Here is a 26,283-nt window from a genome sequence, read left to right on the forward strand (position 1 = left end):
TCCCGGGAATTCCAGCACAGTGCCGGATCTCCAACAAGGCCCATGTGCCAGCCTGTGACCTCGGTGACGCGTTGTAAGGGTCGTGTCACGAGACGTAGAAAGTCATCTCGTACATACCGGACCTTTGTCGACGTTCCCCAAGGGCGTGCGGGGTGCGTACGGGGTGTCCCAGTCGCCATGATCGGGAGCGGAATGGTGGCTTCAGCGAGGCATGTCCGATTCATCGACCGCCACCTGCAGGGCAAAATGCCAGGTTTATCCCTCCCTTCGTGAGCAAACTCACATGCCGATGCCTGAGTCTTCCTGCCTTTGGCAGGGAATTGCGTGTCTAGCCTGTCGCTTTACAAGGACGGCGAAAACGACAACCTGCGTCCGGGCAGCCACCCTTGGCGGCCCCCGACGCCCGCAACGACAGGGTCCGCACTACACATGAAGACGACCGTGACGTCAGGAATGTTCCGCAACATAGCCAACCCCCGCCGCACCACCCTCGCGCACCTGGAGGACGCCGGAGCGCTGGAGACAGGCTCGCCCCTCCCGAACCACACCACGGACCTCCCGCCCCACACGGCGAACCCCCGCCGCACCATCCTGACGGAAGCCCCGGAAAACACGACGGTCGCCCCGGTCTAGGGCGGGCTTGTCCGCGGCGGCCGTCGAGCGGTAGGGGGGCACGCGTACGGCCGCGCAGGTGCTCGACCTCAGCGCGGTGGGTGGGCCCCCGGCAACTCGCCGCGAGGGTGCTCGGCCCGGTAGCCCTTAGCTCGTGTCCCGCCGCGGTGCCGCTCGGTTTCCGTGCGGTGGGCGGCGGGGTAAGTGGCGGCTTGTGTCCTGCCACGACGGTGCCGGGTCCCTGTGCGAAGAGCGGTCCCGCAACCGACAGCGCGTGTTCCGCCGCGACGGTGTTCAGCGCTCACGCGGTGGGAGGGCCGGGCAGGTCGCGGTCCGCGTCCGCCCTCGCGACGGTGCCGCGACTACGCTCATCTCCCGCGCCGTGGGGACGTGGCCCCGGCGAACTGAGTCTCGTGTCCTACCGTGACGGCGGGGTGGGCCGGGCAAGCCGTGGTCTGTGGCCGGCCGCGCGTCGGCGCTCGTGCGGCGCGCGGCTCGGTAGGCCACGGTTCGTGTCGCGCCGCGATGGTGCTCAGCCTTACGCGGCGGGCGCTCCCGGCAAGTCGCGGTCTATGTCCGGCCGCGCGGCGGTGCTCGGGCCCCGTGCGGTGGGTGGCTTGGTAAGCCGCAGCTCGCGCCCCGCCTCGCGATGGCGCTCAGCCCTCACGCGTGGGTGGCTTGGTAGGCCACAGCTCGTGTCGCGCTGCGACGGCGCGCAGCCCCCATGCGGTGGGAGGGCCGGGCAGGTCGCGGTCTGTGGCCGGCCGCGCGTCGGCGCTTGTGCGGCGCGCGGCTCGGTAAGCCACGGCTCGTGTCGCGGCGCGATACTGCGCAGCCTCACGTGCCGGGCGCTCCCGCCAACCGGCAGCTTGTGTCCGGCCCAGCGACGGGGCTCGGCCCCCCCGTGCGGCGCGCGGCTCGGTAAGCCACGGCTCGTGTCGCGCCACGATGCTGCTCAGCCTCACGCGGCGGGCGCTCCCGCCAACCGGCAGCTTGTGTCCGGCCCAGCGACGGGGCCCGCCCCTGTGCGGCGGGCGGCCCGGCAAGTCACAGCCCGTGTCCGCCGTGACGGCGCTCGCCCCCACGTAGTGGGCGGCGGGGCAAGCCGCGTCCCGTGTCCCGCCGCAGCGGCGCTCGCCCCCGCGGGTTGGGCGGCTAGGCAAGCCACAGCCCGAGCCCGCCGTGACGGCGCTCGCCCCCACGCAGTGGGCGGCCCGGCAAGCCGAGCCCCATCTCCCGCCGCAACGGCGCTCAGCCCCCACGCAGTGGGTCCGGCGGAATCAGCGACGGCCCGAGCTGGGACACACTCCGCTACCGCCGGTCGCCCCGGCCCGCCGCAGGCGCCCATACGCCACTGGGCGCTCGCCCCCGGCGCGTTCGTTCGGCGGCTCGGCAAGCCGCAACTTCCTGTCCCGCCGCAGCGGCGCTCAGCCCCCACGCAGTGGGTCCGGCGGAATCAGCGATGTCCCGAGCTGGGACACACTCCGCTACCGCCTGTCGCCCCGGCCCGCCGCAGGCGAGGCGCCCACACGCCACGGGCCGATCAGCGGCCCGCAGAAGGCGCCCCCGAGCCAATGATCGGCCCGCCGCAGGCGGTCGAATACCACCGGTCAGCCCGCCGCAGGCACCCGCGTTAGCCTAGGAGCCCTGAAACCTCAGCCACCACCTGAAGAGGGGCGCAGCCACACCGTGCGGATCGCCAGGTTCTCCATCGACGGCAATGTCGCCTTCGGCGCGGTCGAGGGCGACAGTCCTCCCGGGTCGACCGAGGGCCTCGTCCTCGACATCATCAAGGGCATCCCCTTCGCCGACTTCGAACTCTCCGGCACCAAGGTCCCCCTGAGCAAGGTCCGGCTGCTGCCGCCGGTGCTCCCCAACAAGGTCGTGGCCTTCGGCCGCAACTACGCGGCGCACGCGAAGGAACTCGGCAACGAGGTCCCGGACTCGCCCTACGCCTTCTTCAAGCCGTCGACCTCCGTGATCGGTCCCGGCGACGCCATCCAGTACCCGTCGTTCTCGCGCGAGGTCCACTACGAGGCCGAACTCGCCGTGGTCATCGGCCGGATGTGCCGCGAGGTGCCGCGCGAGCGCGCCCGCGAGGTCATCCTCGGCTACACCTGCGCCAACGACGTCACCGCGCGGGACGCGCAGAAGTCCGAGAAGCAGTGGGCCCGCGCCAAGGGTTTCGACACCGCGTGCCCCCTCGGCCCCTGGGTGGAGACCGACCTCGAACCGTCGGACCTGACCATCCAGTGCACCGTGAACGGGCAGCAGCGCCAGCTCGGCCGCACCAGCGAGATGATCCACTCCATCGAGGATCTGATCGTCAACATCACCGAGGCCATGACGCTGCTCCCCGGCGACGTGGTCCTCACCGGCACCCCGGCAGGGGTCGGCCCGCTCAACGTCGGCGACGAGGTCGCCGTCACCATCGAAGGCATCGGCACTCTCACCAACAAGGTGATCAAGCGTGGTTAACGCGAACGTCCGCGTCCGTTTCTGTCCCTCGCCGACCGGCAACCCCCATGTGGGCCTGGTCCGCACCGCCCTGTTCAACTGGGCGTACGCCCGCCACCACCAGGGCACCCTCGTCTTCCGTATCGAGGACACCGACGCGGCCCGCGACTCCGAGGAGTCCTACGAGCAGCTGCTCGACTCGATGCGCTGGCTCGGGCTCGACTGGGACGAGGGCCCCGCGCCGTTCGACACCGCGACCGGCCACGGCGACGGCGGCCCGCACGGCCCCTACCGGCAGTCGCAGCGGATGGACATCTACCGGGACGTCGCCGACAAGCTCCTCGCCGGCGGTTACGCGTACCCCTGCTACTGCACCACCGAGGAGCTGGACGCCCGCCGCGACGCCGCCCGCGCCGCCGGCCGCCCCTCCGGATACGACGGCCACTGCCGCGACCTCACCGCCGAGCAGAAGACGGCGTACGAGACCGAGGGCCGGACCCACATCGTCCGCTTCCGGATGCCGGACGAGACGATCACCTTCACCGACCTCGTACGCGGCGAGCTGACCTTCACCCCGGACAACGTCCCGGACTACGGCATCGTGCGCGCCAACGGCGCCCCGCTGTACACCCTGGTCAACCCCGTCGACGACGCCCTGATGGAGATCACGCACATCCTGCGCGGCGAGGACCTGCTCTCCTCGACCCCGCGCCAGATCGCGCTCTACAAGGCGCTGATCGAGCTGGGTCTCGCCAAGGCGGTGCCCCAGTTCGGTCATCTGCCCTATGTCATGGGCGAGGGCAACAAGAAGCTGTCCAAGCGCGACCCGCAGTCGTCCCTCAACCTCTACCGCGAGCGCGGCTTCCTGCCCGAGGGCCTGCTCAACTACCTTTCGCTGCTCGGCTGGTCCTACTCGGCCGACCAGGACGTCTTCACGATGCCGGAGATGGTCGAGCGCTTCGACCTCGCCGATGTCAACGCCAACCCGGCCCGCTTCGACCTCAAGAAGGCCGAGGCGATCAACGCCGACCACATCCGCATGCTCGACGTGAAGACCTTCACCGAGGCGTGCGGACCCTGGCTGGAGGCCCCGCACGCGAACTGGGCGCCCGAGGACTTCGACCAGTCCGCCTGGGAGGCCATCGCGCCCTACGCCCAGACCCGGCTGACCGTCCTGTCCGACATCACCGCCAATGTCGACTTCCTCTTCCGCGAGGAGCCCGTCGACGACGAGGCGTCCTGGCAGAAGGCGATGAAGGAGGGTGCGGCCGATCTGCTGCGCACCGCCCGCGCCAAGCTGGAGACGGCGGACTGGAACAGCGCCGATTCCCTCAAGGCGGCCGTGCTCGCCGCCGGCGAGGAGCACGGACTCAAGCTCGGCAAGGCCCAGGCCCCGGTCCGCGTCGCGGTCACGGGCCGCACGGTCGGCCTCCCGCTCTTCGAATCCCTCCAGATCCTGGGCAAGGACCGCACCCTGCCCCGTATCGACAGGGCACTCACCAAGCTCGCGGGCCAGCCGCTTCTGCCGTAGGCGGGACCGCCCAGGTACGGTCGTGGCATGAGCATTCAGGCCGTGGTGTGGGACGTCGACGACACGCTCTTCGACTACACCACGGCCGACCGCAGGGGCATGCGGACGCATCTGGCGGCCGAGGGCCTGCTCGACCGGTACGGCACGGCCGAGCGGGCCCTGCTGCTGTGGCGGGAGATCACCGACCTCCAGTGGGCGCGCTTCGCGGCGGGCGAGGCCACCTTCGAGGAGCAGCGCCGCGACCGCGTGCGCGCCTTCCTCAACCAGCGCCTCACGGACACCGAGGCCGACGCCTGGTTCGGCCGGTACGTCGCCCACTACGAGGAGGGCTGGGCGCTCTTCCCGGACGCCCTGCCCGCCCTCGACACCCTCGCCGACAGCCACCGCCACGGCGTACTGTCCAACTCCAGCCTGCACAACCAGGACCGCAAGCTGCGCATGCTCGGGGTGCGCGACCGCTTCGAGACCGTCCTGTGCGCCGCCGAACTCGGGGTCTCCAAGCCCTCCGCCGACGCCTTCCACGCCGCCTGCGACGCCCTGGGCCTGCCCCCGCACGAAGTGGCGTACGTCGGTGATCACCCGGAGATCGACGGCGCCGGCGCCGAAGCAGCCGGCCTCTTCTCGGTCTGGGTCGACCGCGGACACCGGTCCGGCGACCTCCCCGCCGGACTGCGCAGGATCTCCTCGCTGGCCGAACTCCCCGCCCTGTTGCGCGCCGATACCCGTTTTGGAGCGCCGTCCACCTTCGGGTAATGTTCTTCCTGCGCCGCCCGCGAAGGGCCGAGAGGTCCGGCCGGGAGGCACAATACCCAACAAGATCCCCACGGGGGGTTGCGTTGTGGTGGCCTATGGTGTAATTGGCAGCACGACTGATTCTGGTTCAGTTAGTCTAGGTTCGAGTCCTGGTAGGCCAGCTCGCAGAGCTTATCTGCAAAGCCCCCGTTGTGTAGCGGCCTAGCACGCTGCCCTCTCACGGCAGTAGCGCCGGTTCGAATCCGGTCGGGGGTACAGATCCATCCCGCGTGATCAATTCGGGTCGCTCCCTTTGATCCAGCGGTGACATCACCCGGCGACGAGCCGGGTGGGATCGCCAAGGCCCCCGTTGTGTAGCGGCCTAGCACGCCGCCCTCTCAAGGCGGTAGCGCCGGTTCGAATCCGGTCGGGGGTACGAGATGGTCTGGGCTTGCATTGGTCTAAACCACTTTGGCCTATGGTGTAATTGGCAACACTACGGTTTCTGGTACCGTCATTCTAGGTTCGAGTCCTGGTAGGCCAGCTCGCAGAGCTTCATCTGCAAACCGCGGATCTCGTATCCGCAAGGCCCCCGTTGTGTAGCGGCCTAGCACGCCGCCCTCTCAAGGCGGTAGCGCCGGTTCGAATCCGGTCGGGGGTACAAGTCGAGACCCTCCCCACGCGGGGAGGGTCTTTTTCATGGTCGCCGCCGTGCCGTACCGCTCAACTTCCGCCGTCGGCACGCCGGTTGGACTCCTCCGCGTCCGCGAGCCGCCGCAGACTCAGCAGCACCGGCTCGTACAGCACCGTCAGCGCCACCGCCGCCTCCACCTGCTCCTCGGCCGACCCGTACGCCTGCACCATGTCCAGATCGGCGACCGCGATCCGCTCCGCGAGCCGCGCGTACGGCTCCAAGTGCTCGACGTCCCACGGATATCCGAGCCGCGCCAGCTCCCTCAGCGCCCCGACCAGCATCCGGTACGCCGGCGACTCCTCGCCCTGTTCGGCGGCGAACGTCCAGCCGACCTCCTCCATCAGGGCCGCCACCTCCGCGCGCGCCGCACCGGTCGCCGGATCGTCCGCGTCCTCCGCATCCCCGAGGTCCGGATGGTGGGGGAGCGACCACACCGCCGTCCCCATCCGCAGATGGTGGTCCATCGAGTCGTCGTCGACCGCCGCCAGGACCTCGCGGGCCCGCGCCACCGAGATCCTGCCGACCTGGATCATCGCCCGCACCAGCCGCAGCCGCCGCAGATGCGCGTCGTCGTACTCGGCCTGCGTGGCACTGACCCGGCGCCCCGGCGGCAGCAGCTTCTCCCGCAGGTAGTACTTGATCGTGGCCGTCGAGACCCCGCTGCGCTCGCTCAGCTCGGCAAGTCTCATCTCCGCTTGCGCCTCTCTTTGGGGAGTGGCACTATCCAAGAATAGATAGCGTCACTATCCAATCATCTCGTCCATCGTCTCAAGGGGGAACACCATGAGCAACGCCGCGAGCGACGTCATGGGCAGCGTCACGAGCAAGAAGCCTGTCCAGGGGCGGATGACGGCCGCCGCCGATGGCGATGTCGTCGTCTTCCTCATCGGTAGCCGGATCAACCACTACTGGGCGCCGTGGAGTTGGCTGCCCGTACTCCTCGCCATGTTCCGCATGCTGCGCGAGCTGTCCCGGGACCGGGAAGCGGGCCTTCTCGGCTACCGCGTGACGCTCGGCGGCCCCCGCGACTTCGGTGTCGTCCAGTACTGGCAGAGCCGGCACAAGCTCTTCGCCTACGCCTCCGACACCGCCAAGGAGCACCGCCCGGCCTGGTCCTCCTTCAACCGCCACGCGCGGAAGGGCGGGGGGCACGTAGGCATCTGGCACGAGACCTATCTGGTCCCCGACGGCCACTACGAGAACGTCTACGTCCACATGCCGAGCTACGGCCTGGGCAGCGCCTACGGCACGGTCCCCGTCTCCCGCAGAGGCGACCGCGCCGCGGACCGCCTCAAGCACCGGACCGCCGGAGACGTCAGCCGGTCCGACGCAGGGCCTCGGACAGCCGAGCCGCCGCGTCGATGACGGCCTGGGCGTGCATCCGCCCGGGGTGCCGGGTGAGCCGCTCGATCGGTCCGGACACGGACACCGCCGCGACCACCCGGTTCGAAGGTCCCCGTACCGGCGCCGACACGGACGCCACGCCCGGCTCCCGCTCGCCGATGGACTGCGCCCACCCCCGCCTCCGTACCCCGGAAAGGGCCGTCGCGGTGAAGCGGGCGCCCTGGAGGCCCCGGTGCAGCCGCTCCGGCTCCTCCCAGGCCATCAGGATCTGCGCCGACGAACCGGCCTTCATGGTCAGCGTCGAACCCACGGGCACGGTGTCCCGCAGTCCGGACAACCGCTCCGCGGCGGCCACACAGATCCGCATGTCTCCCTGGCGGCGGTAGAGCTGCGCGCTCTCACCCGTCACATCCCGCAGATGCGTGAGCACCGGGCCCGCCGTCGCGAGGAGGCGGTCCTCGCCGGCGGCGGCGGCCAGCTCCGCGAGGCGCGGGCCCAGGATGAAGCGGCCCTGCATGTCCCGCGCCACCATCCGGTGGTGTTCGAGCGCCACCGCGAGACGATGGGCCGTGGGCCGTGCGAGCCCGGTCGCCGCGACCAGCCCGGCGAGGGTGGCCGGACCGGACTCCAGGGCGCTCAGTACCAGAGCAGCCTTGTCGAGAACGCCGACGCCGCTAGAGTTGTCCATGCAACGATATTCGCGTCTCACTCTGTGAAACGCAAGTTCAATTTTCCAGGGAACTTGTCACCCTGTACACAGACGCGGCCCCCACGACCAGCGGGCCCGGCGGACGACGTCCGGTACGAGGGGTACGGGCGAAGGCGCACACATCTCTAGTTGGGTCGGCTCACGAAGAAGCCGGCCGGAGGGAAAGCGATGGGTAGGACACTCGCGGAGAAGGTCTGGGACGACCATGTCGTCCGGCGCGCCGAAGGCGAACCCGATCTCCTCTTCATCGATCTTCACCTGCTGCACGAGGTGACCAGCCCGCAGGCGTTCGACGGGCTCCGTCAGAACGGTCGAGGGGTGCGCCGCCTCGACCTGACCATCGCGACGGAGGACCACAACACCCCCACCCTCGACATCGACAAGCCGATTGCCGACCCGGTCTCCCGCGCCCAACTGGAGACCCTGCGCAAGAACTGCGCCGACTTCGGGGTCAGGCTGCACCCGCTCGGCGACATCGAGCAGGGCGTCGTCCATGTCGTCGGCCCCCAGCTCGGCCTCACCCAGCCCGGTACGACGGTGGTCTGCGGCGACTCGCACACCTCGACGCACGGCGCGTTCGGCGCGCTGGCCTTCGGCATCGGCACCTCGCAGGTCGAGCACGTCCTCGCCACCCAGACGCTGCCGCTGGCCCGCCCGCGCACCATGGCCATCACGGTCGAGGGCGAGCTGCCCGACGGCGTCACCGCCAAGGACCTGATCCTGGCGATCATCGCCAGGATCGGCACCGGCGGCGGCCAGGGCTACATCCTGGAGTACCGCGGCCCGGCCATCGAGAAGCTCTCGATGGAGGCCCGCATGACCATCTGCAACATGTCCATCGAGGCCGGTGCCCGCGCGGGCATGATCGCCCCGGACCGGACCACCTTCGACTACATCGAGGGCCGCGCCCACGCCCCGCGGGGCGAGGACTGGGACGCGGCGGTCGCGTACTGGAAGACGCTGAAGACGGACGAGGACGCCGTCTTCGACGCCGAGGTCGTCATCGACGCGAGCGCGCTGTCGCCGTTCGTCACCTGGGGCACCAACCCGGGCCAGGGCGCGCCCCTGTCGACGAACGTCCCCGACCCCGCTTCGTACGAGGACGCTTCGGAGCGGCACGCCGCCGAAAAGGCCCTGGAATACATGGGGTTGACCGCCGGACAGCCGCTGCGGGACATCAAGGTGGACACCGTCTTCGTAGGTTCCTGCACCAACGGCCGTATCGAGGACCTGCGCGCGGCGGCCTCGATCGTGGCGGGCCGCAAAGTCGCCGACGGCGTACGGATGCTGGTCGTGCCCGGCTCCGCGCGGGTCGGTCTCCAGGCCGTGGACGAGGGTCTGGACAAGGTCTTCAAGGAGGCCGGCGCCGAGTGGCGGCACGCGGGCTGCTCCATGTGTCTGGGTATGAACCCCGACCAACTCGCCCCCGGCGAGCGCTCCGCCTCCACCTCCAACCGCAACTTCGAGGGACGGCAGGGCAAGGGCGGCCGGACCCATCTGGTGTCCCCGCAGGTCGCCGCCGCCACCGCGGTGCTGGGCCATCTGGCATCCCCGGCCGACCTCTCCGGTCCGTCACGGTCCGCAGCCGCCACGCCCGCAGGAGTCTGAGACATGGAAGCCTTCACCGCACACACCGGCCGGGCCGTCCCGCTGCGCCGCAGCAATGTGGACACCGACCAGATCATCCCCGCCCACTGGCTCAAGAAGGTCACCAGGGACGGGTTCGAGGACGGCCTCTTCGAGGCCTGGCGCAAGGACCCCGAGTTCGTCCTCAACCGCCCCGAGCGCCAGGGCGCCTCCGTCCTGGTCGCGGGCCCCGACTTCGGTACGGGCTCCTCGCGCGAGCACGCCGTCTGGGCCCTGCAGAACTACGGCTTCAAAACGGTCATCTCGTCCCGCTTCGCCGATATCTTCCGCGGCAACTCGCTGAAGAACGGCCTGCTCACCGTGGTGCTCGACCAGAAGGTCGTGGACGCCCTGTGGGACCTGGTCGAGGACGACCCGACGGCCGAGATCACCGTCGACCTCCAGGACCGGGAAGTCCGCGCCGAGGGCGTCACCGCCCCCTTCGAGCTGGACGAGAACTCCCGCTGGCGGCTGCTGAACGGCCTGGACGACATCAGCATCACCCTCCAGAACGAGGCGGACATCACCGCGTACGAGTCCCGCCGGCCCTCCTACAAGCCGCGCACCGTGCAGGTCTGACCGCTCCGCCGGACCGACCCCGGGACCCACCGCCGGACCCCCCGGGACCCACCGCAGGACCCCGATGTACCCCCATCCGTGCCACGGTTGGGGGTACATCCATGTGCGCTCTTTTTCGCGCCCGCGCACCACCCCCGGCGCGCCGGATGGCATCCCAACTCCCTTGAACACACAGTGAGAAGAGGCCGAAAGACGCCTTGTGGGATGAGCCGCCGACACTCCCGGAAAATGGCCCGGAGCTGGGCAGTTGCCCCCTGCGGAGGCGACAACTCGCCCCAGATGGCACAATCGGTGCATGGATCGCGACGACCAACTCCAGCTCTACGGGGCGTTCGCGGACCAACTCAAGGAAGCGCACACAAGGGTGCGCACACTGCAAGTCCCGGAGGGCGTACGAATGGCGCTGACCCGGAAGCTGCTGGTCATCACGGCCGCGGCCAAGCACGATCTCGCCGATGCGGCAAGGCGTCTGGAGCGATTGAGCGTGGAGCTGGACGAACTCGGCGGGGCTGACGACGGTCGTTTCCCTGAAGACGCCTGAGCTTCACGCCGCATCGGGGCAGTGGCGAAGTCGACCGCGGTCGAGTTCGTTGCGGCACAAGGGTGATTAGCCCGTTTCGTGTTTGATTTGCGGTATATATCTGCCTAACGTGCGAAAAAGCTTGAACACATTCGTTCTGGCAATGTCTCCGAAGGGGAAGACGTGAACAAGGCGCAGCTCGTAGAAGCGATTGCCGACAAGGTCGGCGGACGTCAGCAGGCCGCCGAGGCGGTCGACGCCGTACTCGACGCCATCGTGCGCGCAGTTGTCGCGGGGGACCGTGTTTCGGTCACCGGCTTCGGCTCGTTCGAGAAGGTGGACCGCCCGGCCCGTTACGCCCGCAACCCGCAGACCGGGGAGCGCGTCCGGGTCAAGAAGACCTCGGTGCCCCGCTTCCGTGCGGGCCAGGGCTTCAAGGACCTGGTGAGCGGCTCGAAGAAGCTGCCCCGGGGTGGCGAGGTGTCCGTCAAGAAGGCGCCCAAGGGCAGCCTTTCCGGCGGCACCCGGACGACCGCCAAGGCCGCGGCCAAGAAGGCCACCGCCAAGAAGGCCACGGCGAAGACGACCGCGAAGCGCGTCACCGCCAAGAAGGTCACCGCCGCCAAGAAGACGGTGGCGAAGAAGGCCACGGCCAAGAAGGCCACGGCCACCCGCGCCGCGACCAAGACCGCCGCCAAGAAGACGACGGCGAAGAAGGCCACGGCGAAGAAGGCCACCGCCAAGAAGGCCACGGCGAAGAAGACCGCCCCGGCCAAGAAGGCGACCGCCAAGAAGGCGCCGGCCAAGAAGTCGACCGCCCGCAAGACCACCGCCAAGAAGGCCACCGCCCGCTAGACGCTCCGCTGGACGACCGGTGCGGATACTGCGGGCCGACTGTGGCTGGTCGCGCAGTTCCCCGCGCCCTTGCGGGGCCCACAGGGCGCCGGGCACTCACGCGTCGGGCCGGACTCCCCTCGGGGAGCCCGGCCCGCGGCGTGTCCGGGGGGTTCCGCCGGCGACGGGCCGCGGTTCAGAACGTCTGCAGCGTCACCAGCGTGATCCGGCGGGCCCCGCCCTCGCCCGTCACCTCGATCCGCACCCGCTGCCCCGGCCGCAGCAGCCGCAGCCCGCCCGCGTCGAACGCCGGGCCGTCGAACGGCACCGGGGTCCCGTCGTCCAGGAGCACACTGCCACTGCGGGTTTCGGGGTCGTACGTGTACGCGGTTGCCTGCATGACTGCACCCTAGGGCCTGTACGCGCGGGCCGCTCCGGCCCGCTCCCGCACCCCCTCAGTCCGCGATCAGCAGCCGGGCCGCCGCCGCTGCCGTGCGCGGGCCGACGCCCAGGGCCAGTGCCGCCCGCAGATCGTCGCCCGTGTCCACGTCCTGCCGTACCGATACGACACCGTCCACCGTGAGTTCCACGGCGCCCGACGCGAGGTGCCGGGCCCGGGAATCCGTACCGAAACACGGCCGGAATTCGCTGCCGGAACGTGCCGAAAGCAAGGTCGTTCCGATTCCGGCGGTGTCCGGCAGGAAAGCGCGCGGGAATTGCGCCGCCGCGTTCAGGACCCGGGCCAATTCGGCGGGGCGCAGGGCGGGCAGATCGGCGTTGAGCGCGGCGACGTGGGCATCGGCGCGATCGGCCCGTACCGAGGAGGCGCCGTGCGCCAGGGCGGCGTTGAGTCCGGCGGCCGGTGTGTCGGGCAGGACCCGGGCGCCGATGCGGGCCAGCTCCCGCCCGGCGACGGCGTCGTCCGTGACGACCACCACATCCCGCACGGCCCGGCAGGCCACCGCCGCGGCCACCGTGTCCTGCGCGAAGGCGAGGGCGAGGGCCGGACGCACGGCGTCGCCCGCGGTGTCCGAGAGCCTGCTCTTCGCCCGCACCAGGGGTTTCAGCGGGATGACCAGGGTCCACTGCACAAGCGCTCCGTCCCGTCGCGTCGCGCCCATTGTGACCCGCCGGGCGGACCGGGCCCGTCGGGCCCCCGTGGAATTCCCTTCCCCGGCAGGAGGTGGCCGCGCGGCCCCGGGCGTACGGTGTCCTCGACAGAGAGGCGGCCTGGAGCGACACTTGTGCGGCTGACCAGGTCCTTGAAGGAAGGTGTCCAGCGTGTCCCGCCGCAGAATCGGCTTCTGGTATCGCCTCGCGGCGGTCCTGTGCAAACCACCCCTGGTGGTTCTGATCAAGCGGGACTGGCGCGGAATGGAGAACATTCCGCCCGACGGCGGCTTTATCACCGCGGTGAACCACAATTCACATGTGGATCCGCTCGCCTATGCCCACTTCCAGTACAACACCGGGCGGGTACCGCGTTTCCTGGCCAAGGACGGCCTTTTCAGGAAGGGCTTCGTCGGCGCCGCGATGCGCGGCACCGGACAGATCCCCGTCTACCGCGAGAGCACCGACGCGCTGAGCGCCTTCCGGGCCGCCATCGCCGCCGTGGAGCGCGGGGAGTGCGTGGCGTTCTACCCCGAGGGCACCATCACGCGCGACCCCGACCAGTGGCCGATGACCGGCAAGACCGGTGCCGCCCGGGTCGCCCTGGAGACCAGGTGCCCGGTCGTCCCGGTCGCCCAGTGGGGCGCCAACCTGCTGCTGCCGCCGTACGCCAAGAAGCCCCAGGTGCTGCCCCGCAAGACGCACCACGTGCTCGCCGGACCGCCCGTGGACCTCTCGCGGTTCTACGACCGGGAGATCACCCCGGACCTCCTCAAGGAGGCCACCGAGGTCATCATGGCCGCGATCACCGAGCAGCTTGAGGTGCTGCGCGGCCAGAAGGCACCGGCGACCCCCTACGACCCGCGCCAGGTACGGATCGAACAGCGGCGCAGGGCGGCGGCCAAGGAGAAGGACGCGACCTCTCCGTCCAGCACCTCCGGAAACAAGTCTCCCTCCGGAAACGAGCCCCCCTCCCGTAGCATCCCTCCCTCCGGCACCACCCCCCACACCACCCCCACCAGCACCACCGTGTCGACCGGCAGCGGCGACGAATCGGAAGGCGGCACGTGACCAACTCCGTCAAGGCGGCCGTCTTCGGCACCGGATCCTGGGGTACGGCCTTCGGCATGGTGCTCGCCGACGCGGGCTGCGACGTCACCCTGTGGGGCCGCCGCGCCGAACTCGCCGCGGCCGTCAACTCCACCCGCAGCAACCCGGACTACCTCCCCGGCGTCGAACTCCCCGCGAATCTGCGGGCCACCACCGACCCCGCCGAGGCCGCGGCCGACGCCGACTTCACCGTGCTCGCGGTGCCCTCGCAGACCCTGCGCGGCAACCTCGCCGCCTGGACGCCGCTGCTCGCGCCCGACACCGTCCTCGTCTCCCTGATGAAAGGCGTCGAACTCGGCTCCACCATGCGGATGAGCGAGGTCGTCGAGGACGTCACCAAGGCCGACCCCGACCGCGTCGCCGTCGTCACCGGACCCAACCTCGCGCGCGAGATCGCCGCCCGGATGCCGGCGGCGGCCGTCGTCGCCTGCCGTGACGAATCGGTCGCCCAGCGCCTCCAGACCGCCTGCCACACCCCGTACTTCCGCCCGTACACCAACACCGACGTCGTCGGCTGCGAACTCGGCGGCGCCGTCAAGAACGTCATCGGGCTCGCCGTGGGCATCGCCGACGGCATGGGCCTCGGCGACAACGCCAAGGGCTCCCTCATCACCCGCGGCCTCGCCGAGACCACCCGGCTCGGCCTGGTGATGGGCGCCGATCCGCTGACCTTCTCCGGACTCGCGGGCCTCGGCGACCTGGTGGCGACCTGCTCGTCACCCCTCTCGCGCAACCACACCTTCGGCACCAACCTCGGCAAGGGCATGACCCTGGAGGAGACCATCGCGGTCACCCGGCAGACCGCCGAAGGCGTCAAGTCCTGCGAGTCCGTGCTGGATCTGGCGCGCCGGCACGGTGTCGACATGCCGATCACGGAAACCGTCGTCGGCATCGTCCACGAGGGCAAGCCGCCGGTCGTCGCCCTGAAGGAGCTGATGGCGCGCAGCGCCAAGCCCGAGCGTCGCTGACGAGGCGGCTACCAGCAGGTACCCTCAACGCGATATGAGCAGCGACACCTCACCCCAGAGCCCTGGACACCGCAAGCCGCGCGTGGCCGTCGTGTTCGGCGGGCGCAGTTCCGAGCACGGCATCTCCACCGTCACCGCCGGTGCCGTCCTGCGCGCCATCGACCGGACCAAGTACGACGTGCTGCCCATCGGGATCACCCGGGACGGCCGCTGGGCCCTCACCGCCGACGAGCCGGAACGGATGGAGATCACCGACCGGCGGGTACCGAGCGTAGAACAGCTCGCCGAATCGTCCGACGGCGGCGTGGTGCTGTCCGTCGACCCGTCCAGCCGCGAGGTCGTGTACACCGAACCCGGCGCGGTGCCCAAGGCGCTCGGCGAGGTCGACGTCGTCTTCCCGGTGCTGCACGGCCCGTACGGCGAGGACGGCACCCTCCAGGGCCTCCTGGAGCTGTCCGGGACGCCCTACGTCGGCTCCGGTGTGCTCGCGTCGGCCGTCGGCCAGGACAAGGAGTACATGAAGCGCGTCTTCACGTCCTTCGGCCTGCCCGTCGGCCCGTACGTCGTGATCCGCGCCCGTGAGTGGGAGCGCGACGAGGCCACCGCCCGTAAGCGGATCGCCGAGTTCGCCGGCGAGCACGGCTGGCCGCTGTTCATCAAGCCCGCGCGCGCGGGCTCCTCGATGGGCATCAGCAAGGTCGACTCCTTCGAGGGCCTGGACGAGGCGATCGAGGAGGCACGGCGCCACGACCCCAAGATCCTCGTCGAGTCGCTGCTGCGCGGCCGGGAGATCGAGTGCGGGGTCCTGGAGTTCGACGACGGGCCGCGCGCGAGCCTGCCCGCCGAGATCCCGCCGGTCCAGGCACACGACTTCTACGACTTCGAGGCGAAGTACATCGACTCGGCGTCCGGGATCGTGCCCGCGCCGCTCACCGATGACGAGACCGCCGAGGTGCAGGCGCTCGCCGTGGCCGCGTTCGAGGCCGCGTCCTGCGAGGGCCTGGTGCGCGCGGACTTCTTCCTCACCGACGACGGCCAGTTCGTGATCAACGAGATCAACACGATGCCCGGCTTCACACCGATCTCCATGTACCCGCGGATGTGGCAGGAGAGCGGCGTCTCCTATCCGGAGCTGGTCGACCGCCTCATCCAGGCGGCCCTGAACCGCTCCACGGGGCTCCGCTAGCGACAGGCTTGAGAGGCACGCACGCGCGCGTAGGGGTGTGTCCGCCCGGCGGCGCATCCCGCGCGCGTGCTCCCCGGTCGACCCGGCTGTCGGTCAGGCTGCTGCCCGGCTGTCGCTCGGCTCAGTCGGCGATCCCCTCGGGGATCGCCTTTTTGATGGGCGGAGCGAGATCGGTGAGCGGGCTCAGACCGCCGTCCGCACGGGACTTCGGCAGGCTCACCTCGACGTACGCGCGCCGCAGGGTCGTGACGAAGCGGAACGAACCGTCGTCCCGCTGCTCCATGAGCCAGCCGACACCGTCCGCCTCGACACCGTCGGACTCCGCGTCGTTCATCTCGGCGGGTTTCGGTATACCGCAGCGCAGTATGATCGCCGGATCACCCCACCCCGCGGTGAGTTCGGACGCGGGCGCCGGGTCCTTCCTGGCGAGACCGTCGATCCGTTCCGGCAGCTCTTCGTGCAGATTCCGGCACAGCTCGGTGACCTTCCCGTCCGGGGAGGGAACCGCCGCCTTCGCCGGGCCGTCCGTTGAGGAGCAGCCCGCGACAGTGATCAGCAGCAGGGCGAGGGCGGACGGCCCGACGAGCGACGGTACGGGCCGACGGCGCAAGAAGCTCATCGGCCAAGGGTAGACGGGGGTTACAGATGGACGACCGGGCAGGTCAGTGTGCGGGTGATGCCGTCCACCTGCTGGACTTTGGCGACCACCATGCGGCCCAGCTCATCTACGGTGTCGGCCTGGGCGCGGACAATCACGTCATACGGTCCTGTCACGTCCTCGGCCTGGATCACCCCCGGGATCTTGCTGATCGTGTCGGCGACGGTCGACGCTTTGCCGACCTCCGTCTGGATCAGGATGTACGCCTGTACCACGGAACCTCCAGGGCGGCCACGAGGATCATGTGGGGAGAAGAGACGCCACGGTATCGCGTCGTCGCGCGCAGCGGGGAGACCCGCGGGGGCTGTGGCGTGCGGACCGGGTGGTACGGACAACACACGTTGACGGTCACGTCGACGGTACCGACGACAGGGACGGCCCGCGACCGCAAGGCGAGCGGGGTCATATCCGGCAGGCAGACCGGCGCAGAAGGGGCAGCACACGTATGAAGGGCACCGTGGGAGAGCTGGGGGAGTTCGGGCTCATCAGGGAACTCACCTCCCGGCTCACCACCACCCCGGCGGTACGGCTCGGGCCCGGCGACGACGCCGCGGTGGTGAGCGCGCCGGACCGGCGGGTCGTCGCGAGCACGGACGTCCTGCTCGAAGGCCGGCACTTCCGCCGTGACTGGTCCACGGCCTATGACGTGGGGCGCAAGGCGGCGGCGACGAACCTCGCGGACATCGCCGCGATGGGCGCCGTACCGACCGCGCTGCTGCTCGGTCTGGTGGTGCCCGCCGAACTGCCCGCGACCTGGCCGTCGGAGCTGATGGACGGGTTGCGCGACGAGTGCCAGGTGGCCGGAGCGGCCGTCGTCGGAGGCGATGTCGTACGCGGGGACACCATCACCGTCGCGATCACCGCGCTCGGCGATCTCCGTAACCACGAGCCGGTCACCCGGGCCGGCGCGCAGCCCGGCGATGTCGTCGCCGTCACGGGCTGGTTGGGCTGGTCGGCGGCCGGGCACGCGGTGCTCTCGCGCGGGTTCCGCTCCCCGCGCGCGTTCGTCGAGGCGCACCGCAGGCCGGAGCCCCCGTACCACGCGGGTCCCGCCGCCGCCGGGCTCGGCGCGACCGCGATGACCGATGTCAGCGACGGGCTGATCGCCGACCTCGGGCACATCGCCGAGTCGAGCAAGGTCCGCATCGACATCCGCTCGGGCGCGGTCGACGTGCCCTCGCAGATGAACGACATCGGGCAGGCCGTCGGCGTCGACCCGCTCCAGTGGGTGCTCACCGGCGGTGAGGACCACGCGATCGTGGCGACGTTCCCGCCCGATGTGAAGCTGCCCGCGCGCTGGAAGATCATCGGCGAGGTCCTCAACCCGTCGGCGCTGCCGCGTGTGACGGTGGACGGGGCGCCGTGGACCGCCAAGGGCGGTTGGGACCACTTCAGCGACATCGAGGACTGATCATGGCCGGATCCGCCACCCCTGCCGCTACGGCTGCCACGGCGCCGCCCCGGGTGCTGACCGTCGCGGGGTCCGACTCCGGTGGCGGCGCGGGCATCCAGGCCGATCTGAAGACGATGCTGGCGCTCGGGACGCACGGGATGAGCGTGCTCACCGCCGTCACCGCGCAGAACTCCCTGGGCGTCCAGGGCGTTTGGGCGCTGCCCGTCGAGGCGGTGCGCGCCCAGTACCGCAGTGTCGTCGACGACATCGGGGTGCAGGCCGTCAAGACGGGCATGCTGTCGTCCGCCGAACTCGTCGAGACCGTCGCCGACCTGCTCGCGGGCACGGACGCGCCGGTCGTCGTGGACCCGGTCGGCGTCTCGAAGCACGGCGACCCGCTGCTCGCCGCGTCCGCGCTGGACGCGGTCCGCACCCGGCTGCTGCCGACGGCGACCGTGGCCACACCCAACCTGGACGAGGTCGCCCAACTCACCGGCGTCGAGGTCACGTCCGATGACGGGCTGCGGGAGGCCGCGGCGGCGATCCTGGCGTACGGGCCGAGGTGGGCGCTGATCAAGGGCGGGCATCTCACCGGGGACGCCGTGGACCTCCTCACGGACGGCTCGGCGGAGCACTGGCTGCGCGCACCACGCCTGGACAACCGGCACACGCACGGCACCGGCTGCACCCTCGCCAGCGCGATCGCGGCGGGCCTCGCGCAGGGTCTCGCGGTACCGGAGGCGGTGGCGGCGGCGAAGGAGTACGTGACCGGGGCGATCGCGGCCGGATTCGCTTTGGGGCGGGGGATCGGGCCGGTGGATCACGGGTGGCGGTTCAGGGAGCGCGCGTAGGGCGCCCGCGGGCACGTGAAAAAGCCGGCCCACCGTGAGGTGGACCGGCTGTGCAGCAACCGGGAAGGGTGGCCGCGCTTGAGCGTTACGTCAGCGCGAGACCTTGCCGGCCTTGATGCACGAGGTGCAGACGTTGAGCCGCTTCGGCGTCCGACCGACCACGGCACGCACGCGCTGGATGTTCGGGTTCCAGCGACGGGACGTACGGCGGTGCGAGTGCGAAATGTTGTTGCCGAAGCCCGGCCCCTTGCCGCAGACGTCGCAGTTGGCAGCCACGGGTCACTCCAAAGACTTCAGATGCATTCAGATGCACTTACGGTTGATCCCGGCATGCCGGAATCAGTGATCCGAGTGGCGGTGCCAGGGGGAAGGCCCGATGTGGATCGGGCAACCGGAGCAGCATACAACGACTGCGTCCGTACAACGAAACTACCATGGCGGATCCGGCCTCCGACCGCGGCCTCGGCCCTGTTCCCGCCGGGGCGGGGGTGGGGTCTACGCTGCCTCGCAGTCCGGACGATCGAGCAGGGGGGTCGTCGGGAGTGATCGTCGGGGAGTGACCGAGGAGGCGCGGGTGCCGCAGACCCTGGATGCCGTCGCGGTGCGTGCCTGGTGCGGACTCGCCCTGGAGGCGCTGGGCAGGGCGCGCGAGGAGATCGACGCGATCAATGTCTATCCCGTCGCCGACGGGGACACCGGCACCAATCTCTATCTGACCCTGGAGTCGGCCGCCCAGGCTGTCGAGGCGGCCTTCGCGGGGCACGAGCCCGAGCGTCCGACGGCCGCCGAGGCGGTACGCGCGATGGCGCACGGCGCGCTCATCGGCGCGCGCGGCAACTCCGGCACGATCCTGGCGCAGCTCCTGCGCGGCATGGCGGAGGTGCTGTCGGCAGAGGTGCTGTCGGCGGAGGGCGCGGCCGGGGACGCGGCCGGGGACGCGACAGCGCTGCGGCACGCGCTGCGACGGGCCGCCGAGTCCGCGTACGAGGCCGTGGCACACCCCGTGGAGGGCACCGTACTGAGCGTGGCCACCGCGGCGGGGGACGCCGCCGCGTCCGCCGAAGGCGACTGCGCGGCCGTCGCCAGGGCCGCCTACGCGGGCGCGCGAAGGGCCCTGGAGGCCACTCCCGGCCAGCTCGCGGTGTTGAGCCGTGCCGGTGTCGTGGACGCGGGCGGGCGGGGTCTGGTGGCGGTCCTGGGGGCGCTCGTGGAGACGTTCACGGGGGAGCGGCCGTCCGCCGGGGTGCCCGTACGCGCGCGGGGCGGGGTGTTCGGGGGCGCCTCCGCCGGTGACGAGGCCCACGCGCGCGTGCCCGAGCCCTGCGCGGACACGGGGTCCGACACCGGGGGAGCCGGGGCAACGGTCGGCGGGCCCGCGTACGAGGTGATCTATCTCCTGGAGGCCGCCGATCGCGCCGTCGACCGGCTGCGGACCCGCCTCGACGGCCTGGGGGACTCCCTCGTCGTCGTCGGCGGGGACGGGCTGTGGAACGTCCACGTCCATGTCGACGACGCGGGCGCCGCCGTGGAGGCCGGGGTCGAGGCCGGACGGCCGTACCGGATCCGGATCACGCACTTCGGCGTCGGGGACGTGCACACGGCGCCGCCCGGCGGTGACGGCAGGCCGCCCGGCGAGCGGGTGCAGCGCGGGATCGTGGCCGTCGTGCCAGGCGAAGGTCTGGCGGCGCTGTACGCCGACGCGGGCGCCACCACCGTCCTCGCGCGGCCCGGGGAACCGCCCGCCAGCGGTGAACTCGTGCAGGCGGTCCGGCGTGCCCACGCGCGCGAGGTGGTGCTGCTGCCGAACGACGCCGACCTGCGGCACACCGCCGCCGCCGCTGCCGAGCAGGCCCGTACCGAGGGGGTGCGGGTGGCGCTGATCCCGACGCGGTCCGCCGTGCAGGGCATCGCCGCGCTCGCCGTCCACGAGCCGGACCGCCGCTTCGACGAGGACGTCGTCGCGATGACCTCGGCCGCCGGTGCCACCCGCTACGCCGAACTGGCCGTCGCCGAGCGGCAGTCCTGGACCTCGGCGGGCGTCTGCCAGGCCGGGGACGTCCTCGGGCTGATCGACGGGGACGTGGCCGTCATCGGCACCTCCGGAGCGGCCGGGGACCCGCTCGCCGACACCGCCCTGACCGAGACCGCGGTCACCGTGCTGAACCGGATGCTGGCGGCCGGGGGCGAGATGGTCACCCTCGTCGTCGGCGACGACCTGCCCGACACGGTCGCCGACCGGCTCGAACGCCATGTGCGCGACGCCCACCTCGCGGTCGACACGGTGGTCTACCGGGGTGGGCGTCATGCGGCGCTGCTGCTGATCGGTGTGGAGTAACTCCGTCCCGGCGGGCGCTACTCCTCTGTGTGCTCCAGGAGTTCCTCGGCGTTCGCTCTGCGGGCCGCGGCGGCGCCGTCGCTCTCGTCCCCGTACACCGCGATGACGCCACGCGCGCGGGCCGCCGCCCGGTCACGGTGGCCGAGGGACGACTCCAGCCAGCCGGCGGCGAGTTCGGCGGCGGTGCGGTCGTCGCGGGCGGGTGCGCCGAGTGAGCCGAAACCGATGACCGCGCGCTCCAGGTGCTCCAGCGCCTCTTCGAACCCCGCGCGCGTGGTGGCGTCCTCGCCCGGGGGACCGGAACGGGCGCGGGCCAGGAGTTCGCCGAACTGACGGTGGGTCTGGGCGCGTTCGGAGACGAGGGCGTCGCGGATCTCGGCCGGGTCGTCCGGGCCTCCGGCGGCATCTGGGGTGTCGGTCAGTGACTCCACCGCCTCCGTGCACGCGCTCAGCGCCGCTTCCATCAGCGCCCTGGCCTCGTCGAGCCCGGCGTCCGCGAGGTGGCCCGCGCCGTCGGCGTCGGCGTCCGTGTCGACGGTCAGCCACGCGCGGGCGCGCAGGGAGCGGACGAGCCCATGGGTGTTGCCCAGGGAGCGCCACAGCTCGGCAGCGCGCTCGTACGCCCGGTCGGCCTGGGCGGACAGTCCCGCGCTGCCCAGGGCCTCGGCGGCCATGTGCGCGAGCATCGCGTGGTCGCGCTGTTCGGGCCACCCGCGCGCGATGTCCGCCGCCAGGAGCCATTGCTCGGCGGCCTCGCGGTGGCCGCCCAGCTCGCGCAGGCAGTCGCCGAGCCACCAGCGGGTCTGTACGAGCGCGCCGTCCCCGTGGGTCTCCTCGGTCAGATCGGGCAGCGCCCCTTCCAGGACCTCGGCCGCCTCGGCGTACCGCCCCAGACGCAGCAGGTGTCCGCCGAGTTTGTGCCGTGCCCAGGCGCCGAATTCCGCGCCCTCGCCGCCCTCGTCGGCCCAGTGCGCCGCCTCCAGGGCGTGCCGGGACGCCTCGTCGAAGCGGCCCGTGGCGGCGAGCACGTCGGAGAGCTGGAGGTGAAGCCGGGCGTGCCCCTGCGGCTCCAGGAACGGCCCGCCGTGCTCCAGGGCCGCCCGGCCCGCGCGCTCGGCGGTGTCCAGGTCGCCGAGGTGCCCGGCGATGGCGGCGCGCCGGGACTCCGGCTCCACCGCGTACCAGGGCACCCCCGCGGCCACGTACGCGTCCGCCGCGCGCGCGTAGAGCCCGGCGGCCGTCTCCGGGTCGCCGCCGTGGGAGGCGAGTTCGGCGCGCATGGCCTGTGCGGCGCCCGCGCGGGCCGTGAGGCGGGGGTCGTCGGGGTCGCGTTCGGCGACCGCGAGAAGCCGTCCGACGGCTTCCTCGACGGCCGTGACGGCGGCTTCGGCAGACGGCTCCACAGGCTCCTTCGCGCCCCCGGTGGCGTCCTCGTCCGTGTCCTTGTTCACGTCCTGGTGCACCGCGAGGAGCAGCACCCGCGCGCGGTAGAACAGCATCGAGGCCGCGTGCCGGGCCGTCCGGCGGTCGGGCCGCCCGTCCGCCGCTTCGGCGACGGCGGCTTCGTACTCCGCGATCGCCCGCGCGCAGGGCTCGGCGAGCGCCGCCAGCGCCTCGGTGACCCGGCCCTCCAGGGCCCGGGTGTACGCGCCCCGCGCGCGTGCCTCCGCCGCCTCCGCCGGGTCGCCGGCCGCCTCGTACAGCTCGGCCGCGCGCGCGAACAGGGCGAGGTCCGCCGGGTCCTGTGCCATCGCCTCGTGGTCGGCGACCTCGGCGCGGTCCCGAGCCGCCAGCTCGGCGCCCTCCTCGCGCGCGATGCGGTCGACGGCCGCCCACGCCCGGGACGCGTCCGGATGCCGTGCCTCGGTCAGCCGCCGCGCCTCCACGAGGAGCCCTTCGAGCCCTCCGGACTCGGGCGCCGCATCGCGCGCGGTGGGCACGGATACCGGCGCCTTGGGGACAGACAGGGGCCGGGCCGTCCGTACGCCCAGGGGCAGGCGGTCGAGGAGGGGCTGTCGTGCCATGCGCTCCAGGACGTCCGCGCTGATGTGGTCGGTGCCGTTGCGCGCGTCGAAGAGGGCCGCGAGCGCGAGGGCTTCCCCGCGCGCGTGCCCGGCGAGTTCACCCGCCGTCCAGGTACGCCCCGAGGGTACGGAAGGACCGGGCACCGGCTGCTCGCCGAGCCCCAGTGCGACCAGCCGGTCGGTCAGCAGGGTGACCACCGCGAAGTAGTTCATCCGGCTCAGAGGGTCGCCGGTGTCCGTGAAGTACGCGGGCCGCTCGGCGAGGAGTTCCAGCGCCCGCGCCTCGTTGCCCGTGAGCGCGCAGAACTCCACGTGCTGCGCGTACGCGCTGCGCATGCTCTCCATCGAGCGGACCAGGCGCAGCCCCCGCAGATGGTGCGCGCGGGCCTCGTCGGCGCGGCCCAGGCGCACCAGCGGTATCAGCGTCGACGCGAGCGCGGCGTGCGGCTCGTGCGCGCAGGTGTACTCGCCGTCCAGGACCGGACGCCACAGCTCCAGGGCCTCGGCGTCGTGCCTCCCGTACGCCTTCCACGACGCCTGGTCGTGCAGCTCGCACGCGTGGCAGTCGCTCATGTCGTCGCGGTCGGCGGCCAGCCACGCCGTGTACGCGCGCTCGGCGCGCTCCAGGTCGCCGATGTGCCGGGCCACGCTGTACTCGCTGCCGCGCACCGCCCGCTCGGAGTGCCCCGCGATCCGGTAGCGGCGCTCCATCTCGGACAGCCACTTCTCGATCGACGCGAGCGGGATGTGCGGCTGGCCCAGCATGCCCGCCGACATCCACTTGAACACCCAGTGCAGGGAGTGCGTCTCGTACGCGTCGAAGTCGTCGGGCCGCTCGTCCCACATGCGCAGCAGGCGCGCGAAGGGGACGAACATCTTGTCCTTCTCGGAGCTGTAGTTGTACGTCTGCAATTGGTGGCCCAGCGCCTCGATGACCGCGAGCGGGATGCCCAGCTTCTCGGCCTCGGCGAGCAGCGCCTCCGCGCGCGCGTTGCGCGCGGGGCCCTCCGGACGGGCGTTGTTCTCCGCCATCGCCCGGCGCAGCGTGTCGAAGTCCATGACGGGACCCGTGGCGTGGCTCATCGGCCGCTCTCCCCGTGATCGGTGTGGGTGGCCCATTCGAGCAGGCCGATGAAGGCGCGGTTGAGGAGCGCCGAGTCCGCGGGCCGCAGGGGCCGCTGAGCCATCAGCATGGCCTGCCCGTACAGGGACTCGACGGCCGTGCCGATCAGCTCCGGGTCGCCGAGCGAACTGATGCGCCGGATCAGCGGGTTGAGGTGGTTCAGCACCAGCCGCGCGCGAGGGGTGCTGCCGCGCAGCGAGCCGAGGATGCCCGCCCACAGGTCGTCGGCGCCCTCCTCGGCCTCCGCGCGCGCCTGTTCGTGCCGGGCCGCGCGGTCGTCCAGATGCAGCGCCGGGACGGACAGCGGGTGGAACGCGCGCAGGGCGACGTCGCAGCCCAGGGGGTCGAGCGTGGCCCGTGCCGCCGCCAGGAACCCGGCGAGCGCCAGCTCCTCGCCCGGTTCGACGGTGTCCAGGTGCGCGGTCACCGTGTCCGCGTCCAGCTCCGCGACGACGGTGGCAGGGCGCACCGAGGGCAGCGCCTCGACCAGCTCCGTGTCGTACGTGTAGCCGCCGTTGACGACGCCGATGCCCTGCGCCGACGCGATCGGGGCGACCTGCCGGTACTCCTCGACGCTCCGCGTGAAGTGCACCACCGGATGGCGCAGCGCGAACTCCTCCAGGGACAGCCGCCCGTCCGTCGTCTCGAACGGCAGCCACGGCAGCATCGTGCGCAGCATGTCCTTGTCGTGCCGGGCCAGCGACTTCACGCCCAGGTGGTGCACCGACAGGAACGCGCCGAGCCGCTCCGGGTCGCCCGCCGCGAGTCCGGTCAGCCAGCCGCGGATCCGCTCACCGAGCGCCTCGCGCACGGCGGCCAGAGTCTCGTCCTCGTACAGGGCCTCCCGCGACGCGGTGGGCCGCAGGCTGTCCGTGTCCAGGACGCAGCGTACGAAGAACGCCCAGTCCGGCAGCACCTGTTCGGCCCGCTCGGTCAGCAGCATGCCTTTGAGGTGCACTCGGTGACGCGCGCGCTGCGCCGGGCTGACGGCCTGCGGCAGCACATAGGCGACGCCCCGGACGCCGGCGACCGGCACGTCCAGCGCGATCGAGTCCAAAGGCGTGAACCCGAACAGGTCGTGGCAGTGCCGGGCCAGCGCGACCCGTCGCGCCGCCGGGCTCGGGTAGGGGCGGTCCCAGGGCGCCGGAAGCTCCGTCACCGCCGTGTCGCCGACCCGCACGTCGTACGGCAGCAGCGTGCCGAAGTCGCGGGCCAGGGACAGCACCCGCTCCTCGGTCAGCCACTCGTCCGCGCCCGCGCGCGCCTGGAGGTACACCGTGGTCCCCGGCTCCGCGCGGGCCGCGTCCGGCAGGGTCCGCACGGTGTACGAACCGTCGTCGGTGGCCGTCCACTCGACCGGCACCGCGTCGGGCGTACGCGCCGAACGGCTCACCACACGGATGCGCTCGGCGACCACGAAGCAGGCGAGCAGGCCGATGCCGAACTGCCCGAGGAAGTCCGAGCGCGCCGCCTCCAGACCGCCGGCCCGCTTCGAACTGCGGCCGATCGTCGCGAGCAGGCTGTGCACGTCCGACTCGGTGAGCCCGACGCCGGAGTCCTCGACGCGCAGGGCGCCGTCCTCCGCGTACAGCCGCACCCGGGCCGGGGCGTCCGGCTGTTCGGCGCGGCGGGCCGTGATGGCGTCCACGGCGTTCTGCAGCAGCTCCCGCAGATAGACCTTGGGGCTGGAGTACAGGTGGTGCGAGAGAAGGTCCACCAGGCCGCGCAGATCGACCTGGAAGGCGTGCGGCGACCCCTCGGACCGCGGCGCCGAGGACGACGGTCCGGGTGTCCCAGGCGACGACTGAGGCGTCTGAGACGAAGGAGAGGGCTGAGGTGCCTGGGGTGACTGAGGTGTCTGTGAGTTCATCGTCGCTGCGCCGGTGG

Annotated in this window: 24 protein-coding genes and 5 tRNA genes; 20 read left to right on the forward strand and 9 right to left on the reverse strand. The window is 71.6% G+C overall.

Features of this window, described 5'->3' with window-relative positions; genetic code table 11:
- The first annotated feature begins 429 nt into the window (after positions 1–429).
- From ACIQNU_RS25820 to ACIQNU_RS25860, 9 genes are all read left to right on the forward strand, one after another.
- Positions 430–633, forward strand: a complete 204-nt coding sequence (locus ACIQNU_RS25820; protein WP_401370771.1) for a hypothetical protein — start codon at positions 430–432, stop codon at positions 631–633.
- A 1,668-nt stretch (positions 634–2,301) separates the two neighbouring features.
- Positions 2,302–3,090 carry a fumarylacetoacetate hydrolase family protein gene (locus ACIQNU_RS25825; protein WP_401370774.1) on the forward strand — a complete coding sequence of 263 codons (789 nt, stop codon included), beginning with the start codon at positions 2,302–2,304 and terminating at the stop codon, positions 3,088–3,090.
- A complete protein-coding gene (gene gltX / locus ACIQNU_RS25830; protein ID WP_401370777.1) occupies positions 3,083–4,600 on the forward strand; it encodes a glutamate--tRNA ligase in 1,518 nt (505 codons plus the stop codon). The genes ACIQNU_RS25825 and gltX overlap by 8 nt, the downstream gene beginning before the upstream one ends.
- A 27-nt stretch (positions 4,601–4,627) precedes the next feature.
- Positions 4,628–5,353: an HAD family hydrolase gene (locus ACIQNU_RS25835; protein ID WP_401370780.1), complete on the forward strand. Its 726-nt coding sequence runs from the start codon at positions 4,628–4,630 to the stop codon at positions 5,351–5,353.
- Positions 5,354–5,442: 89 nt separating this feature from the next.
- Positions 5,443–5,514: transfer RNA gene (locus ACIQNU_RS25840), tRNA-Gln, on the forward strand.
- Positions 5,515–5,535: 21 nt separating this feature from the next.
- Positions 5,536–5,608: transfer RNA gene (locus ACIQNU_RS25845), tRNA-Glu, on the forward strand.
- A gap of 87 nt (positions 5,609–5,695) precedes the next feature.
- Positions 5,696–5,768: transfer RNA gene (locus tag ACIQNU_RS25850), tRNA-Glu, on the forward strand.
- A gap of 36 nt (positions 5,769–5,804) precedes the next feature.
- A tRNA-Gln gene (locus ACIQNU_RS25855) sits at positions 5,805–5,876 on the forward strand.
- 44 nt (positions 5,877–5,920) lie between these two features.
- A tRNA-Glu gene (locus ACIQNU_RS25860) sits at positions 5,921–5,993 on the forward strand.
- A 62-nt stretch (positions 5,994–6,055) separates the two neighbouring features.
- On the opposite strand, the gene ACIQNU_RS25865 is transcribed toward ACIQNU_RS25860, so the two are convergent.
- Positions 6,056–6,715, reverse strand: coding sequence for a MerR family transcriptional regulator (locus tag ACIQNU_RS25865; protein ID WP_401370782.1), 660 nt, complete (start codon positions 6,713–6,715; stop codon positions 6,056–6,058).
- Positions 6,716–6,872: 157 nt separating this feature from the next.
- On the opposite strand from ACIQNU_RS25865, the gene ACIQNU_RS25870 reads away from it, so the two are divergent.
- On the forward strand, positions 6,873–7,391 hold the full coding sequence (locus tag ACIQNU_RS25870) for a DUF4188 domain-containing protein (RefSeq protein ID WP_401371131.1): 519 nt from the start codon (positions 6,873–6,875) through the stop codon (positions 7,389–7,391).
- Here the strand turns inward: ACIQNU_RS25870 and ndgR are convergent.
- Positions 7,342–8,058: an IclR family transcriptional regulator NdgR gene (gene ndgR / locus ACIQNU_RS25875; protein WP_015036427.1), complete on the reverse strand. Its 717-nt coding sequence runs from the start codon at positions 8,056–8,058 to the stop codon at positions 7,342–7,344. The two genes, ACIQNU_RS25870 and ndgR, sit on opposite strands and share 50 nt — an antisense overlap.
- A 189-nt stretch (positions 8,059–8,247) precedes the next feature.
- On the opposite strand from ndgR, the gene leuC reads away from it, so the two are divergent.
- From leuC to ACIQNU_RS25895, 4 genes are all read left to right on the forward strand, one after another.
- Positions 8,248–9,687, forward strand: coding sequence for a 3-isopropylmalate dehydratase large subunit (leuC, locus tag ACIQNU_RS25880; RefSeq protein ID WP_401370785.1), 1,440 nt, complete (start codon positions 8,248–8,250; stop codon positions 9,685–9,687).
- Between the two features lie 3 nt (positions 9,688–9,690).
- On the forward strand, positions 9,691–10,284 hold the full coding sequence (leuD, locus tag ACIQNU_RS25885; RefSeq protein ID WP_401370787.1) for a 3-isopropylmalate dehydratase small subunit: 594 nt from the start codon (positions 9,691–9,693) through the stop codon (positions 10,282–10,284).
- A 295-nt stretch (positions 10,285–10,579) separates the two neighbouring features.
- Positions 10,580–10,825 carry a hypothetical protein gene (locus tag ACIQNU_RS25890; RefSeq protein ID WP_401370790.1) on the forward strand — a complete coding sequence of 82 codons (246 nt, stop codon included), beginning with the start codon at positions 10,580–10,582 and terminating at the stop codon, positions 10,823–10,825.
- 162 nt (positions 10,826–10,987) lie between these two features.
- On the forward strand, positions 10,988–11,659 hold the full coding sequence (locus tag ACIQNU_RS25895; protein WP_401370793.1) for an HU family DNA-binding protein: 672 nt from the start codon (positions 10,988–10,990) through the stop codon (positions 11,657–11,659).
- A 175-nt stretch (positions 11,660–11,834) separates the two neighbouring features.
- Here the strand turns inward: ACIQNU_RS25895 and ACIQNU_RS25900 are convergent, their stop codons facing one another.
- Both ACIQNU_RS25900 and cofC read right to left on the reverse strand, forming a co-directional pair.
- A complete protein-coding gene (locus ACIQNU_RS25900; protein WP_401370796.1) occupies positions 11,835–12,038 on the reverse strand; it encodes a hypothetical protein in 204 nt (67 codons plus the stop codon).
- 55 nt (positions 12,039–12,093) lie between these two features.
- Positions 12,094–12,729 carry a 2-phospho-L-lactate guanylyltransferase gene (gene cofC / locus ACIQNU_RS25905; RefSeq protein WP_401370799.1) on the reverse strand — a complete coding sequence of 212 codons (636 nt, stop codon included), beginning with the start codon at positions 12,727–12,729 and terminating at the stop codon, positions 12,094–12,096.
- Positions 12,730–12,919: 190 nt separating this feature from the next.
- Between cofC and ACIQNU_RS25910 the strand changes: the two genes are divergently transcribed.
- From ACIQNU_RS25910 to ACIQNU_RS25920, 3 genes are read left to right on the forward strand one after another with little or no spacing between them, the layout of a single operon-like run.
- Positions 12,920–13,819, forward strand: a complete 900-nt coding sequence (locus ACIQNU_RS25910) for a lysophospholipid acyltransferase family protein (protein WP_401370801.1) — start codon at positions 12,920–12,922, stop codon at positions 13,817–13,819.
- Entirely contained in the window at positions 13,816–14,826 is a 1,011-nt protein-coding gene (locus ACIQNU_RS25915) for an NAD(P)H-dependent glycerol-3-phosphate dehydrogenase (protein ID WP_401370804.1), read from the forward strand. Before ACIQNU_RS25910 ends, ACIQNU_RS25915 begins: the two co-directional genes overlap by 4 nt.
- Before the next feature lie 34 nt (positions 14,827–14,860).
- Positions 14,861–16,012 carry a D-alanine--D-alanine ligase family protein gene (locus ACIQNU_RS25920; RefSeq protein ID WP_401370807.1) on the forward strand — a complete coding sequence of 384 codons (1,152 nt, stop codon included), beginning with the start codon at positions 14,861–14,863 and terminating at the stop codon, positions 16,010–16,012.
- A gap of 121 nt (positions 16,013–16,133) precedes the next feature.
- Here ACIQNU_RS25920 and ACIQNU_RS25925 read toward each other — a convergent pair whose 3' ends face one another.
- Complete coding sequence (locus tag ACIQNU_RS25925; RefSeq protein WP_401370810.1) at positions 16,134–16,631, reverse strand: DUF3515 domain-containing protein; 498 nt, start codon at positions 16,629–16,631, stop codon at positions 16,134–16,136.
- A gap of 20 nt (positions 16,632–16,651) precedes the next feature.
- Positions 16,652–16,885: an Lrp/AsnC family transcriptional regulator gene (locus tag ACIQNU_RS25930; RefSeq protein WP_017947604.1), complete on the reverse strand. Its 234-nt coding sequence runs from the start codon at positions 16,883–16,885 to the stop codon at positions 16,652–16,654.
- Positions 16,886–17,115: 230 nt separating this feature from the next.
- Here ACIQNU_RS25930 and ACIQNU_RS25935 point away from each other — a divergent pair, with 230 nt between their 5' ends.
- Positions 17,116–18,081, forward strand: a complete 966-nt coding sequence (locus ACIQNU_RS25935) for a thiamine-phosphate kinase (RefSeq protein WP_401370813.1) — start codon at positions 17,116–17,118, stop codon at positions 18,079–18,081.
- Between the two features lie 2 nt (positions 18,082–18,083).
- Positions 18,084–18,914, forward strand: coding sequence for a bifunctional hydroxymethylpyrimidine kinase/phosphomethylpyrimidine kinase (gene thiD, locus ACIQNU_RS25940; RefSeq protein WP_401370816.1), 831 nt, complete (start codon positions 18,084–18,086; stop codon positions 18,912–18,914).
- Positions 18,915–19,004: 90 nt separating this feature from the next.
- On the opposite strand, the gene rpmB is transcribed toward thiD, so the two are convergent.
- The gene (gene rpmB, locus ACIQNU_RS25945; protein WP_003957616.1) at positions 19,005–19,190 is read right to left on the reverse strand and encodes a 50S ribosomal protein L28; all 186 of its coding nucleotides are present in this window, start codon (positions 19,188–19,190) and stop codon (positions 19,005–19,007) included.
- Positions 19,191–19,470: 280 nt separating this feature from the next.
- Here rpmB and ACIQNU_RS25950 point away from each other — a divergent pair, with 280 nt between their 5' ends.
- The gene (locus tag ACIQNU_RS25950) at positions 19,471–21,249 is read left to right on the forward strand and encodes a DAK2 domain-containing protein (protein ID WP_401370819.1); all 1,779 of its coding nucleotides are present in this window, start codon (positions 19,471–19,473) and stop codon (positions 21,247–21,249) included.
- Between the two features lie 17 nt (positions 21,250–21,266).
- Here ACIQNU_RS25950 and ACIQNU_RS25955 read toward each other — a convergent pair whose 3' ends face one another.
- Positions 21,267–24,356, reverse strand: coding sequence for a tetratricopeptide repeat protein (locus ACIQNU_RS25955; RefSeq protein ID WP_401370821.1), 3,090 nt, complete (start codon positions 24,354–24,356; stop codon positions 21,267–21,269).
- Complete coding sequence (locus ACIQNU_RS25960; RefSeq protein ID WP_401370824.1) at positions 24,353–26,266, reverse strand: HSP90 family protein; 1,914 nt, start codon at positions 26,264–26,266, stop codon at positions 24,353–24,355. The genes ACIQNU_RS25955 and ACIQNU_RS25960 overlap by 4 nt, the downstream gene beginning before the upstream one ends.
- Positions 26,267–26,283 lie beyond the last annotated feature (17 nt).

The sequence above is a fragment of the Streptomyces sp. NPDC091292 genome, from assembly GCF_044757265.1.
Taxonomy (GTDB): domain Bacteria; phylum Actinomycetota; class Actinomycetes; order Streptomycetales; family Streptomycetaceae; genus Streptomyces.